The following is a 17866-nucleotide window of genomic DNA, read 5'->3' as shown; positions in this document are numbered from 1 at the left end:
TTAAACAAATAAAGTAAATCAAAATCATTTTACAACTTGTTGATATAAAATTTTCTGAGATTATATCGTGCCTCGCAATGATCTTATTTCCTCAAATTCCCAATCCGTTCCAAAAGTGTAGGATGCGAATAATGCATAAATACATAAGCAGGATGTGGCGTTAAATTACTTAAACTATTTTTAGAAAGTTTTTTTAGTGATGTAATAAGTGGTTCGCTCTTATACGTGTTTTTAGCATAATCATCCGCTTGGTATTCAAACTTCCTAGAAAATACATTCATAATCAACCCAGTAATTTCAGAAATAGGCGAGTAGAGTAGCCCAAAAGCAATTAGCCCAATATGAAAACTAGGAGTTTCAACACCCAAAGCCTGAGATAACATCGGATTCGAAATAAACAACGATAAAATATAAAGCGTCAAACCCGTCAATAAAATAGAAGCAAACAAATTAAAAATAATGTGTTTTTTCTTGTAATGTCCAACTTCGTGTGCCAGAACAGCAACAATCTCTTCATCTTCTAAATCGTTAATTAGAGTGTCATAAAGCGTTACGCGTTTTTCACTACCAAACCCAGAAAAATAGGCATTGGCTTTGGTGCTTCGTTTAGAGCCATCAATAACAAAAATCTTATCTAATTTAAATCCAACCGTTTCTGCGTATGTCGAAATTTTATCGCGCAAGGTGCCCTCTTCTAAAGGTGTTTGTTTATTAAAAAGCGGCACAATAAGCTTGGAATAAAACATATTCATAAACAACGTAAAAATAGCCACTAGAGCCCAAGCATATAACCAAAAGTGTTTCCCTGTAGCTTGATAAAACCAAATAATCAACGCCAGAATACCACCGCCAACAATAGCCATCATTAACCAACCTTTAATTTTATCTAAAAAGAAAGTTTTTACTGTGGTTTTATTAAACCCAAATTTTTCTTCAATAACAAAGGTGCTGTAGTAGGAAAATGGTGTGGTTAAAATATCACTACCAATCATAATAATTCCAAAGAAAATGAGTGCTAAAATAATTGGGTTTTCACTATAATTTCGAGCTATGTTATCTACAAACTCAAAACCATCAAACCATAAAAACCCTAAAGTTAAAAGAAGTGAAAACGTTGAGGTTAGTAGCCCAAATTTATAATTTGTAGCCTTATAGTTTTGCGATTTTTTATATTCAGCATCATCATAAACATCTTGTAATTCTGCAGGTAGTGTGTCATTAAAATGTTTTGCATTTAACGCGTCAAGTACTTTATCAACTATAAAATTAATAACAATAATGGCGATGATGATGTAAAATAGAGTAGTTGAATTCATGTTATATATTTGAGAGGCTAAATTAAACTATTCTGTCACACTGAGCGTAGTCGAAGTGCATGATAATTCCGTTTTTTAATGTGTTTCGACTGCGCTCAACATGACACAGTTAAAGCTTTTGAATATGGTAGTTTTTAAATTTAGATTATGTCAAGCTAATTCGATGTGCTTATTTACCTCTATATTTATAATGAGTTGCATTTCTGCACTCAGCCAATATTTGAAGCATATCAAAATCCCCATCAATTAAGGCTTTTTTCTTTGCACGTGTCCATCTTTTTATTTTCTTTTCAAAATATATGGCTTGCAATACATCATTAAAAGTTTCGTAAAACTTAACTTCTATTGGTCTTCGCTTATAAGTGTAACAATCTCTATATTTTCCGTAGGTATGTTCTTTAATTCGTTTATCTAAGTCATTGGTTATTCCCGTGTAATAAGAATTATCAGAACATTTTAAGATATAGACATAATAGAAATACATGTTTATAGTCTATTTAAATCCTCTCTGCCTCTTAGCCTCAAAAATAAGAATTCCTGCAGCAACCGAAACATTCATAGAATCTATTTCACCTTGCATGGGAATTATAATATTTTGAGTCGAGTTTTCTAACCATGCATCGCTCAAACCAGTAGCTTCAGTACCAACAACAATAGCAGTTGGTTTTTTAAAATCTTGAGTATGATAATCAACAGAAGCTTGTAACGCTGCACAATAAACAGCAATGTTTTTTGATTTCAAAAAATCAATAATTTCAGAAGTATTTCCAGTAGCAATTCGATTGGTAAACACGCAGCCTACACTAGAGCGAATAATATTCGGATTGTATAAATCGGTTTTAGGGTTAGCAATAATTACCGCATCTACATTGGCAGCATCAGCGGTTCTTAAAATAGCACCAATATTTCCAGGTTTTTCTGGAGCTTCAGCGATTAGAATTAATGGGTTTTTCGTTTCAAAACTCAAATCACTTAAACTATTTGTCTTTGATTTTCCAACTGCTAAAACACCTTCAGTAGTATCGCGGTAAGCTAATTTTTGATAAACTTCTTTTGAAACTTCAATACAGTTTAATTGGGTTTCGACTGCGCTCAACCTAACATTTGAAGTTAAATCGTTTAATTGTTCTTCTGAGAATAAATCAGAATAAAATAAAACGGTCTCTAATTCATAACCGCCTTCTAAAGCTAACGAAACTTCTCGAACACCTTCAATTAAAAAAGTACCTGTTTTTTTACGTTCTCTCGACTTGTCTTTTAATTGAACAAGTTGTTTGATGTATGTATTCTGCGGACTTGTTATTTCTTTCATATCAATCAAACAAAAGTAATTGTTTTTATGTAATTATATTCTACTAACTTCGTCAAAGAAGAAAACCTAATCATAAGAGCAAAAATGAAAAAATCACTCCTCATAGTTCTAGCAATCTCAATATTAGCTTGTAAAAATAAAACAGCACCAAAAGTTGATTATTCAGAAGAAACACTTGATGTAACAACTAGTGTCTACCCAGAAAACATTACAAAAGTATTTGATGCTCACGGGAGTTTAGATAAATGGAATACCATGAAATCTCTAAAGTTCACCATGAAAAAACCAAATGGCGATGAGATTACAACCACCAACTTAAAAAATAGAAAATCTCTGATTGAGATGCCAAATCACACTATTGGTTTTGATGGTGAAACCGTTTGGCTAAAAAATAAAGATACAGCAACGTATAAAGGCAATGCAAAATTCTATTATAATTTGATGTTCTATTTCTATGCAATGCCATTTATTTTAGCAGATGATGGAATAATATATGAAGATGTAGCAGCATTAGAATTTGAAGGGAAATCATATCTAGGAATTAAGATTTCTTATGAAAGTGGCGTAGGTGAATCCCCAGAAGATGAATACATTTTATATTACGATTCTGAAACCAACAAAATGGCATGGTTAGGTTATACAGTAACCTATTTTTCAAAAGAAAAAAGTAAAGAATGGCATTTTATAAAATATAGTGATTGGCAAACCGTAGAAGGTTTAATATTACCAAAAACGCTAACTTGGTTTAAAGTAGAGAATAATTTACCAGCATCTAAACGAAACGATTTAGAATTTACAGACATTAAAATTTCAACAGAAAAACCAGACTCAAGTATTTTTGATGTGCCAGCTGGTGCACAACTTATGGAGTAATTACAAAGGGTGTTTCTCGGCATAGTTTACCAATAGGGCAACAACATAATTGTAACTTTGCATGCCCTTACTTTGGCTATTAGCCTTTAAAAAATTACCATAAAATAGTTTGAAAAGTGGTTCAGCGGGATTTTCATGTGTACTCCAAAAATCCCGAACCTCTTTGTAGTTTTTTAAAATACCTGTGTTAACGTTTTCAACAACTGCTTCGTATAACGCTTCATCACGTCTGTAAATTTCATTTAAACAAAAGCGTAAAGCAAACGTATAGCCTGTATATTTAAAATAGATATTCTCGTGGCTAGTAGCAGCCATAAAACCAATAAAATTAGCTTCGTTTTCTGCAGCATATCCTAATTGATGAGCTACTTCATGTGTTGAAGTTGTTGGGAATTTATAGGTTGGAATCAACCCATCTACCTGTGCCTCATTGGTAAATGGATTCAAATACCCACTAAATCCCATATACGTTAAAGGGTAACTGTATATCGATTTCTTTAAACTTTTTGGGTAATATTCTAAATGTGGAAAAATACTTTTTAAATTATTATATCCAGATGGAACCATTTTAAAAATTTCACTTTTACTCAAAGGAACATCAACTTTAATTGTATCGTTTTTAGTGATTTCGAAGTGCAAAGCATTCGATTTTTTAATCAAAGATTTGGTTACACTTACTAATTGTTCTGTAGTATAATCATGTTCTAAATTCAAGCTTTTATGTAATGGTAAACGATAATAATTCAATCCCCAAAACAAATGAAAAACACCATAAAATATCGAGCATGCAGCAATTATATCGACCAACCAACGTTTTGTGTCTTTTCGTAAACGCTTTCTATTTTTAAAAAACCATCTTATCACATAAAGAGACACAATGGTATAAATTAAATCTCCAAATGAAAATGGCAACCAACCCAACGTAAATCTAAAAACTCTTGAAATTATTGGGTATAATCCATTGCTATAATATTGCTCTATAAACTCTGGGAAATTGGCGAGTAGCTTTACTAATAAAATTTGAGGAATCAGCAACAGTGCAATAATTGTTTTTTTCTCTTTCAGCATGCTCAAAAATAGGAAACTATTTATAAATCCTAATAGTAATATGTACCTTTGTGTACAATTATCACAAAACTATGAACTCAGAAATAAGACAACTAGAACCCAAAGCATTGTGGAATAAATTTGCAGATTTAAATGCTGTACCACGACCATCAAAAAAAGAAGAACGTGTTATTGCTTTCATGAAAGATTTTGGTAAAAGCTTAGGTTTAGAAACCATAGAAGATGAAGTTGGAAACGTTATCATCAAAAAACCAGCGACTTCAGGAATGGAAAACAGAACAACTGTGGTTATGCAGTCCCATTTAGATATGGTACATCAAAAAAACAATGATACTGTTTTCGATTTTGACACTCAAGGTATAGAAATGTTTATTGAAGGCGATTGGGTAAAAGCAAAAGGTACAACTTTGGGAGCAGATAACGGTTTAGGCGTTGCAACAATCATGGCAATTTTAGAAAGTACTGATATTAAGCACCCAGCAATTGAAGCTCTATTTACCATTGATGAAGAAACAGGTATGACCGGGGCTATGGGATTAAAAGGCGGCTTGCTTTCTGGAGGTGTTTTATTAAACCTTGATACCGAAGAAGATGACGAAATAGGAGTAGGCTGTGCAGGAGGTACAGATGTTACCGCAACAAGAAGTTATGAAGAAGAGGAGACACCTGAGTTTAAAATAGGTTATAAAATTTCAGTGAAAGGCTTACAAGGCGGACACTCAGGAATGCAAATTCACGAAGGTTTAGGAAACGCCAATAAAATAATGAACCGTGTTTTATTTGATGGTTTTGAAAATTTCGGATTACGAATTTCAGAAATTGATGGAGGAAGCTTAAGAAACGCTATCCCTAGAGAAAGTAATGCTATTGTAGCTATTGATGCCATTCATGAAGATGCCTTTTTATTAGAAATGGCTTTAATGTCTACAACCATCAGAAAGGAGTTAAGAACCATGGAACCCGATTTAGAAATCAATATTTCTAAAATCGATACACCTAATAAAATTATGGACTTAGGTGTTCAAGAAGGATTAACAAGAGCTTTGTACAGTGCATTGAATGGTGTGTATAGAATGAGTGCTGATATTCCAGAACTTGTGGAAACTTCAAACAACATTGCTAGAGTTATTGTTAAAGACGGTAACGTTAAAATAGCATGTTTAACACGCTCATCTGTAGAAAGTTCTAAAATGGATTTAGCAAATATGTTACGTGCAACTTTTGAACTAACTGGATGTGAAGTAGAATTCTCAGGTGATTATCCGGGGTGGACTCCAAATATGGATTCAGCCATTTTAAAAGTAATGACTAAACTTTACGAAAAACTTAACGGAGAAAAACCGCATGTAGCAGCTTGTCATGCAGGGTTAGAATGTGGTATTCTTGGGCAAAATTATCCAGAAATGGACATGATAAGTTTTGGGCCAAATATTAAAGGGGCGCACTCTCCCGATGAACGTGCTCAAATTTCATCGGTTCAAAAATATTGGAAATTTGTTTTGGAGATTTTGAAGGAGATTCCTGTAAAATCTTAGTTATTTAGTGCCAACATAATCTACATTAGCACCTATATCTCCACCTTCACTTGCTAAATTTTTACCAAGAGAATTACTTGCTAGCTTAAAATCTATTGGGTTAATACTTCCATTAAATACAGGCAAACCAGTAACTGAATTTTTATCTTGACCACTTGGAACAGCATTTTCTTGCCATTGAGATAGTGTGTAATTATTAGACTGATAATAAATACGTCCTCCTATTAATTCATAGTCAGAAATATTGGTATTTATATGGTTACTATATCTAAGTAATTCTAAATCTCCAATAATGATGTTATTCTCTAAAGTAGCATTAATTACAGGGTCATTGCCTTTATCTAAGATTAAGTTTGATAAAAACGTATTATGAGAGATAAAATGCCCTTCTGGTTGTTCAGAACCCCCACCGTTAGATATCTTAACATTGCTTGCGAAAATATTATTTGAAATTTCAAAAATGCCTCCTTGTGCTCTTCCTGCAAAAAAACACGATTCACCTATTGACGTTTCTTGCTGAAAATTATTTTTAAAATGTATATCTGCAGCTCCTCGTTCTGCTTTATTCGAATGTTTGAAGTAGAAGGGGCTAGGAGCGTTTGTAAAAATATTATTTTCTATCCGCATATGCGAAATTCCAAAAGCAATGATATTAGATGTGTTTCCATGAACACCATCTATTCCAGGTCCCTTGAAATAACAATTAAATACACCAAAATAGTCTGCATTACTGTTAAGAGCTTGAAAAAAGCCGTGGTTATCTCCACCCTCTCCAGTCATTACACCACTAATATTCCTAATAGTGTGGTGATTTGTTCTTAAATCTTGACCTAAATTAATGCCTTCAGAACCTTTCATGTTAAAACCATACCATAACCAGTTTTGTTGTCCATCTATTTCTACTCTTGCGTTTAAAGTTATGGTGACTGGTATGGATAGTGAAGGTAAACTTCGTATATAAACATATTGTGAAGGAGTTCCAGGACCACCACCATAGAATTTAGTGTCAATAAAATCGTTAACCGCTATATCTGATGCTATATTTAAACAGTACCAAGTTTTAGATGCACATAGTTCTTGTAGTGCTTTATTAAAACTTGCCCATGGTGCATTTTGCGATCCGTCATTAGAATCACTAGCATTTGTACCACCTAAAAACCTTTGATTTGATATTAAGATTTCTTCTTTTGGAATCTCAGGATAATCTTCGTTGGAAAAAATCACAAATTCTTCAGTTGCTTCCTTATTTTCAGGTTCTGTAGTATGGTCTTCATTTGAGCAAGAAATAAAAAATAATACAAGAAGAAGGGGGGATTTAAAAGTAGGTTTCATTTTTAAAAATGATTGGGTTAGAAAGTAAACTTACGAATTTAATAATAAATTTCTTTCATAAATTAAAATAGAATTTATTAATAAGTTTTAAAGTTGTTGGGTAGTAATCGGAACCTTTTAAGACAATAGGGTATTAATAAAATGTAAGGTGTACATTTTTAACGAACATACGAGCTTGCGCGATGGCATTTTTTAGTTGTCATCCTTATCTGGTACTGGGTCGTAACCTGAACCTCCCCAAGGGTGGCAACTAAAAATACGTTTCACAGCCAACCAACCACCTTTAAATAAACCATGTTTTTTTAAAGCTTCTTTGGAGTAATGAGAACAAGTTGGATTGTATCTACAAGTAGCTGGTGTTAAAGGTGATATCAAGGTTTGATACACTTTAATCAAAAATAAAAATGGTGCTATGAGTAGTTTTTTTAACATAAGGCTTGTCATTCCTGCGAAAGCAGGAATCTTATTAATATAATTCTAGTTTATAATGGATTCCGCATCAAGTGCGGAATGACAAAACACTTAATAATAAATGACTTTCACAAGAAGAATAACCAAACTAATTCACAGAAAACGTAGTCCCGTCTTTACCATCTTTAAGTTGAATACCAACTTCAGCAAGTTCATCACGAATTTTATCAGACATTGCAAAATCTTTATTAGCTCTAGCGTCTTGTCTTAAACGAATTAAAACATCTACAGCTCCAGAAAGTTTATCCGTTCCAGAATCTGTTTTCGCATTATTTTCGAGACCTAAAACGTCATAAACAAAACTGTTAATCGTTTCTTTTAATAAATCTAAATCTTCAGAAGATAAAGTTGCAGAGTCCTCTTTAACTTGATTAATATATTTTGCAGCTTCAAATAAATGCGCAATTAAAATAGGCGAATTAAAATCGTCATTCATAGCATCATAGCATTTCTGTTTCCATGCAGAAACGTCAATTGAAGATGCTGAGGAAGCTTTTAAATCATCTAGTAAATTTACAGCATCCATTAATCTGTAAAACCCCTTTTCACTGGCTAATAAGCCATCATCAGTTAAATCTAAAACACTTCTATATGACGATTGTGCATTAAAGAACCTGATAACGCTAGGGGAGTAGGCTTTACTAAAAAAGCTATTGTTTCCAGATAATAACTCATCTGGGTTTACCGTATTTCCCGTTGATTTTGACATACGTTGTCCGTTCAATTCAAGCATATTGGCATGCATCCAATAATTGACTGGACTAACGCCTATAGCTGCTTCGTTCTGGGCGATTTCACATTCGTGGTGCGGAAACTTTAAATCCATTCCACCACCGTGGATGTCAAATTGTTTACCTAAATATTTGGTGCTCATCGCTGTACATTCTAAATGCCAACCTGGGAAACCATCACTCCAAGGGGAAGGCCAACGCATAATATGCTGGGGTTCAGCTTTTTTCCAAAGGGCAAAATCTTGCGGATTCTTTTTATCACTTTGTCCGTCTAGAGTACGTGTGTTGTGAATTAAATCTTCAAGCTTACGTTTACTTAATTTACCATATTCATTCGTTTCATCAAATTTATGAACATCAAAATATACAGAACCATTAACTTCATAGGCAAATCCATTTTCAATAATTTTACTTATCAATTCAATTTGCTCAATAATATGACCAGTTGCTGTAGGTTCTATACTTGGTGGTAAAAAATTAAAGGTTCTTAAAACATTATGAAAATCAACAGTGTAGCGTTGAACCACTTCCATAGGTTCAATCTGTTCTAAACGTGCTTTTTTTGTGATTTTATCCTCGCCAATATCTGCATCATTTTCTAAATGACCAGCATCAGTTATATTTCTAACGTATCTAACTTTATATCCTAAATGCTTCAAATAACGAAATACCATATCAAAAGACATAAAGGTTCTTACATTGCCTAAATGCACATTGCTATAAACTGTAGGACCACAAACATACATGCCTATATGACCTTCGTTTATAGGTTTAAATATTTCTTTTTGACCAGTAAGTGAATTGTATACTTTTATTTGGTTTGATTGGTATAACTGCATTTTGGTTTGTTGATGAGTTATTAATTTGAGTTTTATTAAAACTTCGTGTCTAATTTGATGTAGTCTAGAAATTCTCTTCGTGTAGCGATATCTTTAAATTGACCTCCAAATTCTGAAGTAACCGTGCTACTTTCAATGTCTCTAATACCTCTTGAATTTACACAAAGGTGTTTTGCATCAATAACGCAAGCTACATCTTTAGTGCCTAAAACTTCTTGAAGCTCTCTAACAACTTGAATGGTTAAACGCTCTTGTACTTGTGGGCGTTTTGCAAAATAATCAACAACACGGTTCATTTTAGATAGACCTACAACAGTTCCATTAGAAATATATGCAATGTGTGCGCGTCCAACAATAGGTAAGAGGTGATGCTCACAAGTTGAGTATACCGTAATGTTTTTTTCAACAAGCATTTCTCCGTACTTGTATTTATTATCAAAAGTTGAAGCTTTTGGTTTTTTATCTGGATTTAAACCTCCAAAAATTTCATTAACAAACATTTTTGCAACACGGTTTGGTGTGCCGTTTAAGCTATCGTCTGTTAAATCTAAACCAAGAGTCTCCATAATATGACGTACATCATCCTTGATAATATCTATTTTTTCGTCGTTTGTTAATTTAAAGGCATCATTTCGCATTGGTGTGTCTTCAGAAGTGCCAATGTGGTCATTTTCTAATGCGTCAAAATCTTCTATATTGCTATCAAAAGCCATGATATGTGTGTCAAAATTTAATTTGCAAAGATAAGCATTTCACTTTTTGTTACACTTTATGTTTGCAAATAATTAATTATTTAAGAACTCCTCGATTTATTAAATCGAGGTTTCAATTGAATTTGTTATTCTCGCGAAAGCGGGAAACCGGTTAGTCTCGTAAGTCTCTTAAAAATTATAAGTAAAAAAAGCTTGAACATTATTAAGTTCAAGCTTTTAATTTATTATTTATGAACTATACTAAATATTAAAACTTAGTGATAGCGTGATGTTTGAGTTTTCTCTATTTATAGTAGCAGTATCTATTAATCCAACATTATAAAGTGGAGTTTCATCAGTGCGCTCCCATTTATCATAAGTAATATCTAGTTTGGAATTGCCAAAATTATAACCTATACCTAATGAGAACCCTGTTAAGTCTCCAACAGTTACGCCATCAATGTAAGGGCTTTCCTCGAAACGGTACCCTCCTCTAAAACTAAATTGTTGATGTTTATATTCGGCTCCAAAGCGATATGTTGAAGCATCAGTTAAAACATCGCTAATGCCATTATTCAAATTAGTAAAATCAGATGTTGGAGTGAATTTTGTGTCACCATAATCTTTTTTAGAATAATCAAAACTAAATAGCCCTTTTTTAGCAAAAACATAGGCCAAACTACCTGTGATTTTTGAAGGTGTTTTTAATGTGTATCTAGGAAAAACATTAATAGATTGCGCTCCTAATACGGATGCATTCTCTTCAACAAGTACGTTAGTATCTAAAAATTGTGTTGTTTCGTCATCTATTGAGTACCAAGTAGGTGAATCATAAGTTACTCCTACTCTAAATTCTTGACTTAATTTCATTATACCTCCCAATTGAAAAGAAAATCCGTTACCTGTTGTAGATAAGGTGTTATCAAAATCAATTACAGTTATAAAACCACCATTAGAATTTGTTTCTGAGAGTTCTACAGAACGCTGATAATCTATAAAATGTGAATTTAAATTAAGTCCTATGTAGAGATTATCTTCGTACTGAGTAGCAAAATTAAAAGTAATTTTACCATTATACCCAGTTTCTATGTAGTTGTAATTGTGAGTAAAATTGCCACCAAGTGCCTCAGATCTATAAAGCGTATTATCATCTGTTTCAAAATCTTCACTATTAGGGTCTTCTCCTAAAATGCCAGATTGAAGACCAAGAAAAACTTGTTGATGTACAAAACCAAATTCGCTTAAAACATTTTCATAAGCTCGACTTTCTGGTCTTCCATTTAATAAAATATCTCCTATAGCTACAGCTATATCTGGGTCTTCGGAATATTGAAAGAAATAATTAGCTATTGAATTCACGGGTGATAACTCGTTATCATTATTATCAACAATCACAAAATCATTAGTATTTATACCATTTCTGAACCCCCAATTATTATCATAATTATTAGTTCTATCGTAAGCAACAGCTAAAGTGAATTTTTTCCAAGGCGAATTAGAATCGTTATTAGCAAAAACAAACGCTGCACCACCTTGATTTATGTCAAAATTAGATGTGCTTGAGTTGCTTGAAGCATTAAAATAATTAGTATTATTTTCAACACCAACATTTGACCCTGTAAAAGAGGCATGACTTCTGCTAAAAACCGCAGAACCTGCTGGATTTGCGCTAACCGCACTCATATCGCCACCTAAGGCTCCAAAAGCACCACTTAAGGCTCTAAAACGAGCAGTTCCTTGAATTTCACTTTGCGAATATCTTAGTGCATCGCTTATATCTTGCGCGTAAATTGTAGACATAGATAGTAAACCTATAAATAGTAAATTCAACTTTTTCATATATGTTTTTTCTTTAATAAATAAGATTAACGTCTTCTGCTGCTTGAAGATCTTGAACTACTTCTACCTGAAGAACTTCTGCTACTTGATGATGACCTAGAGGCAGAACTTGATCTTGAACTAGATGAACTTCTGCTAGGTGTGTAACTTCTATTGTTTGAAGATGATGATCTTCTTACTGTATTCGAACCAGAGCTATTTCTTGAAGGTTGTCTATAAACAGTGCTTGAATTTCTCCTTGCTGTTGAAGACGAAGCTCTAGCATTAGAGTTTGTAGATGGTGTTCTAACGGTAGTTGATCGTCTTGTAACACCCGAAGATGTACGAGTGCCATTAGCGTTGTAACTTCTCCTATTAATTGTTGTCGAGTTTCTATTTACGCTACTTCTTCTTGCTGTATTATATTTTGATGTAGTTGTCCTTTGTTGAGAATTTATAGAGCTACGTCTATTTAATCTGCTATTAGAGCTTACACTATTTCTTCTAGAATTGTTTGAAGCGTAACTATTTCTTCTACCGGTACTGTAGGCGATTCCTCTATTATATATGCCTCTTCCATTATAAAATCCTCGATTGTTGTAAAATCCTCTATTGAAGCCCCAGTTATTCCAGCCGAAGCCGCCGCCCCAACCAAAACCACCGCTCCAAGCCCAATTATTCCAACCCCAGCCAAGGCCTCCGCCCCAACCCCAGTTGTTCCATCGGTTCCAGCCCCAATTGTTCCAGCCACCATAACCCCAGTCATTCCAGCCGAAGCCGCCGCCCCAACCAAAACCACCGTTCCAACCCCAGTTGTTCCAGCCGTTATTTACATAGTTAATGGTAACGCTATTGCTGTCTTGGCCCCAACCAGCATATCCTCTATAGTTGTTTTGCAGAGAGTCATTTTCAACATAATTATCACTTTCATAGGCATCTATATCGGTGAAAATTTCATCACCTGCATAAATGTTTTCAGATTCTATAGATTTTGTTTTAAAGTAGTTTTTGTAATAATTGCTATTTCCTTCGTTTGGAACTTCAACAACTGTTTCATAAGTGTTTTGAGTTTGCACTTGTGGAGTATCCCCATAAATTCCATCACTATCCATACCAACATATTGGTAAGAACCGCAAGAAACCAAGCCAAATAGTAAACCAATTAGGGCTATAAATGGCACTTTTTCTTTTAAGTAGTTGTTAAATTGCATATCTCTATAATTTTATTGTTGAACATAACAAAAATAGTTAGTTTTGCTGAACTATTTTATATTTCTAATAGACACAATATTTGTGCCAAAACTAAGATATGAGTAAAAAACTTACCAGTAGAGCAGAAGATTATTCAAAATGGTATAACGAATTGGTTGTCAAGGCTGACCTAGCTGAGAATTCGGCAGTAAGAGGTTGTATGGTGATTAAACCTTATGGTTATGCAATTTGGGAAAAAATGCAGGCAGAATTAGATAAAATGTTTAAAGAAACTGGGCATCAAAATGCTTATTTTCCTCTTTTTGTTCCTAAAAGTTTGTTTGAAGCAGAAGAAAAAAATGCCGAAGGTTTTGCAAAAGAGTGTGCTATTGTTACACATTATAGATTGCAAAATGATCCAGATAAACCTGGGAAGTTGCGTGTAGATCCAGAAGCAAAACTTGAAGAGGAATTAATTGTAAGACCAACTAGTGAAGCTATTATTTGGAATACCTTTAAAGGTTGGGTTCAATCGTATAGAGATTTACCTTTATTAATAAACCAATGGGCCAATGTGGTACGATGGGAAATGCGTACACGTTTATTTTTGCGTACAGCAGAGTTTTTATGGCAAGAAGGTCATACTGCTCATGAAACCAAGCAAGAAGCTGTGGATGAAGCTGCATTAATGAATAATGTATATGCCACCTTTGTAGAAAAGTTTATGGCAATACCTGTTATTCAAGGTTTAAAAACAGAAAGCGAACGTTTTGCAGGTGCTGATGAAACATATTGTATTGAAGCCTTAATGCAAGATGGAAAAGCGCTACAAGCAGGAACATCGCACTTTTTGGGGCAGAATTTTGCTAAAGCTTTCGATGTAAAGTTTGCTAATAAAGAAGGTAAGCAAGATTATGTATGGGCTACCTCTTGGGGTGTTTCTACACGATTAATGGGAGCATTGATTATGACGCATAGTGATGATTATGGTTTAGTATTACCACCAAGTTTAGCACCAAATCAAGTAGTTATTATTCCTATTTATAAAAGTGATGAAGATTTAAATGCCATTACCAAAGTGGCTAATGATATTATAAAAGATTTAAGAGCAAAAAACATTACTGTTAAATTTGATAATAGAACAACGCATAGACCTGGCGCTAAATTTGCACAACACGAGTTGCAAGGTGTGCCATTGAGACTTGCTATTGGAGCTAGAGATTTAGCTAATGGAACTGTTGAAATTGCAAGAAGAGATACCCTAACTAAAGAAGTTGTTGCTCTTGATACATTAAATGAAAAGATTGAAACCTTATTAAAAGACATTCAAGATTCTTTATTTAGTAAAGCTTTAGATTTTAGAAATGAGCATATTACAGAAGTAGAAACGTTTGATGAATTTAAAACGGTTTTAGAAACAAAAACGGGCTTTATTTCTGCACATTGGGATGGTACAAATGAAACAGAAGACAAGATAAAGGAATTAACTAAAGCAACTATTCGATGTATTCCTTTAGTGGGTAAGGTTGAGGCAGGTGTTTGTGTGTATTCTGGAAAACCTTCAAAACGTAGAGTGTTGTTCGCAAAAGCGTACTAAATAGTATTGAAAATCAGGCTAAAATAATTTTTTTTAAAAAAATATTATTTACCTCTTGCAACATTTAAAAATAGTTGTATTTTTGCATCCGCAATGGAAACGTTGTAAGTTATTTGAAAGGTATAGCAAGTATTGATTTTAGTAATGGTATTTGCACACTTAAAACAAATGGCCCGTTCGTCTATCGGCTAGGACGCATGGTTTTCATCCATGTAAGAGGGGTTCGATTCCCCTACGGGCTACAATTAAAAAATTAAGAAAGAAACAAAATGGCAAATCACAAGTCAGCATTAAAGAGAATTAGAAGTAACGAAGCAAAACGCTTAACTAATAAATATCAGCATAAAACAACTCGTAATGCAATTAAAAAATTGAAAGAGTTAACTGATAAGAAAGAGGCGGAAAAAATGTTTCCTACTGTAGTTTCTATGTTAGATAAGTTAGCAAAGAAAAACGTTATTCATGCAAATAAAGCTGCAAACCTTAAGTCTGGTTTAGCAAAATTTGTTGCTGCACTTTAATATCATTTTAAAGTCTAAAATATTTAAAAGCTTCTCAGAAATGAGAAGCTTTTTTTATGATTTTTTTTAATCAGATTTCAGTTTAATAATATAAATTTGCAATTATCACAAAATTATATAACCATTTAATATTACCCCCTTTTGGAAAATAAAAAAGCAATAGAATTAATAGACAAGATTCTTAAAAATTTAGATAAGTCAGGTATTAATACAGATAAATTGATTGAAGACTTAAAGGAATTAAGAACTTACGCTTTAGAGCAACAAGTGCCTTTAGTGGTAAAAGTACTCAGGTTAACTTATGAGCATATTCAAGAAACAGAATCTTTTATGATTCCTATACTTGATGATGAGCCTATTGAAGAGGATGGAGAGGTTGAAGCAAATGAAGAGGTTGCTCCTGTAGAAAGCTTAAAATATGTTATTGCACTAATGAAAAACCTTAATAATAAAGGTAACGTTGCCGATTTAAAAGAGTATAGAGATCTTTTGAATAGTTACTAATTTAAAAAGACATTTTTTAGAATATAGATTAAAGCCTTAGCATAAATTTTTGCTAAGGCTTTTTTTTTTGAAATTATAAATAATGCTTAATTGAAGTTGCTAACCCGCGTTAGTGATTGCAGTGGTTAGCTTTTGCCGAGGCGCGCATCGAGGCAAAACTATGAACGGAAAGCACGACCCTTGTGGTAACGCCCAAATTAAGAAACGCAAAAAAGCCTCAACAAATGGTTAAGGCTTTTTCTAGTTTGAGTTAGTTATAGTTAGTGTGCCGTCTACACGGGAATGGTTTTACCCATTCATAGATATTAAGAATTCTTCGTTATTTTTAGTTTGTTTGAATCTATCGTTTATAAATTCCATAGCTTCAACTGGGTTCATATCTGCAAGATATTTGCGCATTACCCACATGCGTTGTACGGTAACGGCATCTAATAGAATATCATCACGACGCGTACTTGAAGAGGTTAAATCGATAGCAGGGAAAATTCTACGGTTAGATATTTTTCTATCCAACTGAAGTTCCATATTACCAGTTCCTTTAAATTCTTCAAAGATAACTTCGTCCATTTTAGAACCTGTTTCGGTAAGTGCAGTAGCGATAATGGTAAGCGAACCACCATTTTCTATGTTACGCGCAGCACCAAAGAAACGTTTTGGTTTGTGTAATGCATTGGCATCTACACCACCACTTAATATTTTACCTGAGGCAGGTTGTACCGAGTTGTATGCTCTTGCCAAACGTGTAATGGAGTCTAAAAGAATCACCACATCGTGCCCACATTCTACTAATCGTTTTGCTTTTTCAAGAACAATGTTTGCAATTTTTACGTGTTCGTGGGCTTCCTTATCAAAGGTAGATGCAATAACTTCCCCACGTACATTACGTTGCATGTCTGTTACCTCTTCCGGACGTTCATCAATTAATAAAATCATTTGATAAACTTCTGGATGGTTTGCTGCAATAGCATTGGCAACATCCTTAAGTAACATGGTTTTACCCGTTTTTGGTTGCGATACAATCATACCACGTTGCCCTTTTCCAATAGGTGCAAATAAATCCATAATACGCGTAGAAATCGTGCTTTGACGTTCTGCTATATTGAATTTTTCTTGCGGGAATAATGGCGTTAAATGCTCGAAAGAGACACGGTCTCTAACTACATTAGGGTTTTGACCATTAATTTTACTTACCTTAATTAAAGGGAAATATTTTTCGCCTTCTTTTGGAGGTCTTACGTTTCCAAATACGGTGTCACCAACTTTTAAACCGAACAAGCGAATTTGAGATTGTGATACATAAATATCATCAGGAGATGATAAATAGTTGTAATCAGAAGAGCGTAAAAAACCATAACCATCTTGCATAATGTCTAAAACACCTTCACTTTCAATAATGGCATCAAACTCATAATCTGGTTCACGGTAACGGTTTCTACTATCTTTATTACCCTTGTCAACATTGCCGTTTTTTTGATTTTTATGCTGATGTTTGTTTTGCGGTCTAGGGTTTGGCTTGTTTTTATTTTCGTTTTGCGGTCTAGGGTTTGGCTTATGTACCGGCTTTTTCTCCTCTTTATTTTGAGGCACTTCAGCTTTTGGCTCAGCTTCAGGAACAGAATTGTTATCAGCTACCTTATCCTTATCATTGCTTTGCGGTTGCTCGTTTCTAGGAGCAGGCTTTTGCACACGCTGTCTTGGTTTTCTGGCGGGCTTTTCGTTAGGGGTATCTGCAGTTGCTTCTGGAGCGACAGCTTTTACTGCTTTTGGATCCGCAGCTTGTTGATCTAGTATTTGGTAAACTAAATCTAGTTTTTTCATTGAACGGTATTTTGGGACATTCAATTTTTTTGCAATCTCCTGTAAATCAGTGAGTTTTTTTTCTTTTAATTGTGAAATTTCAAACATTTATGTTTAGTTGGATATTTTTATTTGAATACTGTTAGAGTTATTCTGAAAAATGATTTTTAAAATCTTGAAGAATTAACCACTTGTAAGTGCGGTTGTTGTGAATTATTACTGCAATAATACAAATTTATTTTATTTATTAGCGTTAAATCTATTATTTT

Annotated in this window: 16 protein-coding genes and 1 tRNA gene; 6 read left to right on the top strand and 11 right to left on the bottom strand. The window is 33.7% G+C overall.

Features of this window, described 5'->3' with window-relative positions:
- Positions 1–83 precede the first annotated feature (83 nt).
- From Q0870_RS03080 to Q0870_RS03070, 3 genes are all read right to left on the bottom strand, one after another.
- Entirely contained in the window at positions 84–1316 is a 1233-nt protein-coding gene (locus Q0870_RS03080) for a M48 family metallopeptidase (RefSeq protein WP_298550976.1), read from the bottom strand.
- A 169-nt stretch (positions 1317–1485) separates the two neighbouring features.
- A complete protein-coding gene (locus Q0870_RS03075; protein WP_109351152.1) occupies positions 1486–1800 on the bottom strand; it encodes a GIY-YIG nuclease family protein in 315 nt (104 codons plus the stop codon).
- A gap of 9 nt (positions 1801–1809) precedes the next feature.
- Positions 1810–2628: an RNA methyltransferase gene (locus Q0870_RS03070; protein ID WP_298550974.1), complete on the bottom strand. Its 819-nt coding sequence runs from the start codon at positions 2626–2628 to the stop codon at positions 1810–1812.
- Between the two features lie 84 nt (positions 2629–2712).
- On the opposite strand from Q0870_RS03070, the gene Q0870_RS03065 reads away from it, so the two are divergent.
- The gene (locus tag Q0870_RS03065; protein ID WP_298550972.1) at positions 2713–3501 is read left to right on the top strand and encodes a DUF6503 family protein; all 789 of its coding nucleotides are present in this window, start codon (positions 2713–2715) and stop codon (positions 3499–3501) included.
- Here Q0870_RS03065 and Q0870_RS03060 read toward each other — a convergent pair whose 3' ends face one another.
- A complete protein-coding gene (locus Q0870_RS03060) occupies positions 3502–4569 on the bottom strand; it encodes a DUF3810 domain-containing protein (RefSeq protein WP_298550970.1) in 1068 nt (355 codons plus the stop codon).
- Between the two features lie 71 nt (positions 4570–4640).
- Between Q0870_RS03060 and Q0870_RS03055 the strand changes: the two genes are divergently transcribed.
- Entirely contained in the window at positions 4641–6104 is a 1464-nt protein-coding gene (locus Q0870_RS03055) for an aminoacyl-histidine dipeptidase (protein ID WP_298550968.1), read from the top strand.
- Here the strand turns inward: Q0870_RS03055 and Q0870_RS03050 are convergent, their stop codons facing one another.
- From Q0870_RS03050 to Q0870_RS03025, 6 genes are all read right to left on the bottom strand, one after another.
- Entirely contained in the window at positions 6105–7436 is a 1332-nt protein-coding gene (locus Q0870_RS03050) for a hypothetical protein (RefSeq protein ID WP_298550966.1), read from the bottom strand.
- A gap of 192 nt (positions 7437–7628) precedes the next feature.
- On the bottom strand, positions 7629–7868 hold the full coding sequence (gene yidD / locus Q0870_RS03045; RefSeq protein ID WP_298550964.1) for a membrane protein insertion efficiency factor YidD: 240 nt from the start codon (positions 7866–7868) through the stop codon (positions 7629–7631).
- Between the two features lie 127 nt (positions 7869–7995).
- On the bottom strand, positions 7996–9477 hold the full coding sequence (cysS, locus tag Q0870_RS03040; protein ID WP_298550962.1) for a cysteine--tRNA ligase: 1482 nt from the start codon (positions 9475–9477) through the stop codon (positions 7996–7998).
- Between the two features lie 35 nt (positions 9478–9512).
- Positions 9513–10190 carry a GTP cyclohydrolase I FolE gene (gene folE / locus Q0870_RS03035; protein WP_298550960.1) on the bottom strand — a complete coding sequence of 226 codons (678 nt, stop codon included), beginning with the start codon at positions 10188–10190 and terminating at the stop codon, positions 9513–9515.
- Positions 10191–10430: 240 nt separating this feature from the next.
- Positions 10431–12008, bottom strand: coding sequence for an outer membrane protein transport protein (locus tag Q0870_RS03030; protein ID WP_298550958.1), 1578 nt, complete (start codon positions 12006–12008; stop codon positions 10431–10433).
- Positions 12009–12034: 26 nt separating this feature from the next.
- Positions 12035–13198, bottom strand: a complete 1164-nt coding sequence (locus Q0870_RS03025) for a hypothetical protein (protein WP_298550956.1) — start codon at positions 13196–13198, stop codon at positions 12035–12037.
- Between the two features lie 98 nt (positions 13199–13296).
- Here Q0870_RS03025 and proS point away from each other — a divergent pair, with 98 nt between their 5' ends.
- The 4 genes from proS to Q0870_RS03005 all read left to right on the top strand — a co-directional run bounded on the left by proS (position 13297) and on the right by Q0870_RS03005 (position 15800).
- Positions 13297–14775 carry a proline--tRNA ligase gene (gene proS, locus Q0870_RS03020; RefSeq protein WP_298550954.1) on the top strand — a complete coding sequence of 493 codons (1479 nt, stop codon included), beginning with the start codon at positions 13297–13299 and terminating at the stop codon, positions 14773–14775.
- Between the two features lie 170 nt (positions 14776–14945).
- Positions 14946–15017: transfer RNA gene (locus tag Q0870_RS03015), tRNA-Glu, on the top strand.
- Positions 15018–15044: 27 nt separating this feature from the next.
- A complete protein-coding gene (gene rpsT, locus Q0870_RS03010) occupies positions 15045–15296 on the top strand; it encodes a 30S ribosomal protein S20 (protein WP_298550952.1) in 252 nt (83 codons plus the stop codon).
- 141 nt (positions 15297–15437) lie between these two features.
- Positions 15438–15800 (top strand): hypothetical protein, encoded by a 363-nt coding sequence (locus Q0870_RS03005; protein ID WP_298550950.1) that lies wholly within the window; start codon positions 15438–15440, stop codon positions 15798–15800.
- A 288-nt stretch (positions 15801–16088) separates the two neighbouring features.
- Here the strand turns inward: Q0870_RS03005 and rho are convergent, their stop codons facing one another.
- Complete coding sequence (rho, locus tag Q0870_RS03000; protein ID WP_298550948.1) at positions 16089–17705, bottom strand: transcription termination factor Rho; 1617 nt, start codon at positions 17703–17705, stop codon at positions 16089–16091.
- Positions 17706–17866 lie beyond the last annotated feature (161 nt).

This window comes from uncultured Algibacter sp., from assembly GCF_947487575.1.
GTDB lineage: Bacteria > Bacteroidota > Bacteroidia > Flavobacteriales > Flavobacteriaceae > Algibacter_B.
The sequence above is the reverse complement of the archived record's forward strand: the minus strand, read 5'-3'. Positions and strand labels throughout refer to the sequence as shown.

Excerpts from the sequence above, each read along its gene's own strand:
- Q0870_RS03050 (WP_298550966.1), bottom strand. The coding sequence starts at position 7,436 with ATGAAACCTACTTTTAAATCCCCCCTTCTTCTTGTATTATTTTTTATT.
- Q0870_RS03055 (WP_298550968.1), top strand. The coding sequence starts at position 4,641 with ATGAACTCAGAAATAAGACAACTAGAACCCAAAGCATTGTGGAATAAA.
- rho (WP_298550948.1), bottom strand. The coding sequence starts at position 17,705 with ATGTTTGAAATTTCACAATTAAAAGAAAAAAAACTCACTGATTTACAG.
- Q0870_RS03080 (WP_298550976.1), bottom strand. The coding sequence starts at position 1,316 with ATGAATTCAACTACTCTATTTTACATCATCATCGCCATTATTGTTATT.
- Q0870_RS03065 (WP_298550972.1), top strand. The coding sequence starts at position 2,713 with ATGAAAAAATCACTCCTCATAGTTCTAGCAATCTCAATATTAGCTTGT.
- folE (WP_298550960.1), bottom strand. The coding sequence starts at position 10,190 with ATGGCTTTTGATAGCAATATAGAAGATTTTGACGCATTAGAAAATGAC.
- Q0870_RS03060 (WP_298550970.1), bottom strand. The coding sequence starts at position 4,569 with ATGCTGAAAGAGAAAAAAACAATTATTGCACTGTTGCTGATTCCTCAA.
- Q0870_RS03030 (WP_298550958.1), bottom strand. The coding sequence starts at position 12,008 with ATGAAAAAGTTGAATTTACTATTTATAGGTTTACTATCTATGTCTACA.
- cysS (WP_298550962.1), bottom strand. The coding sequence starts at position 9,477 with ATGCAGTTATACCAATCAAACCAAATAAAAGTATACAATTCACTTACT.
- yidD (WP_298550964.1), bottom strand. The coding sequence starts at position 7,868 with ATGTTAAAAAAACTACTCATAGCACCATTTTTATTTTTGATTAAAGTG.
- Q0870_RS03025 (WP_298550956.1), bottom strand. The coding sequence starts at position 13,198 with ATGCAATTTAACAACTACTTAAAAGAAAAAGTGCCATTTATAGCCCTA.
- rpsT (WP_298550952.1), top strand. The coding sequence starts at position 15,045 with ATGGCAAATCACAAGTCAGCATTAAAGAGAATTAGAAGTAACGAAGCA.
- Q0870_RS03070 (WP_298550974.1), bottom strand. The coding sequence starts at position 2,628 with ATGAAAGAAATAACAAGTCCGCAGAATACATACATCAAACAACTTGTT.
- proS (WP_298550954.1), top strand. The coding sequence starts at position 13,297 with ATGAGTAAAAAACTTACCAGTAGAGCAGAAGATTATTCAAAATGGTAT.
- Q0870_RS03075 (WP_109351152.1), bottom strand. The coding sequence starts at position 1,800 with ATGTATTTCTATTATGTCTATATCTTAAAATGTTCTGATAATTCTTAT.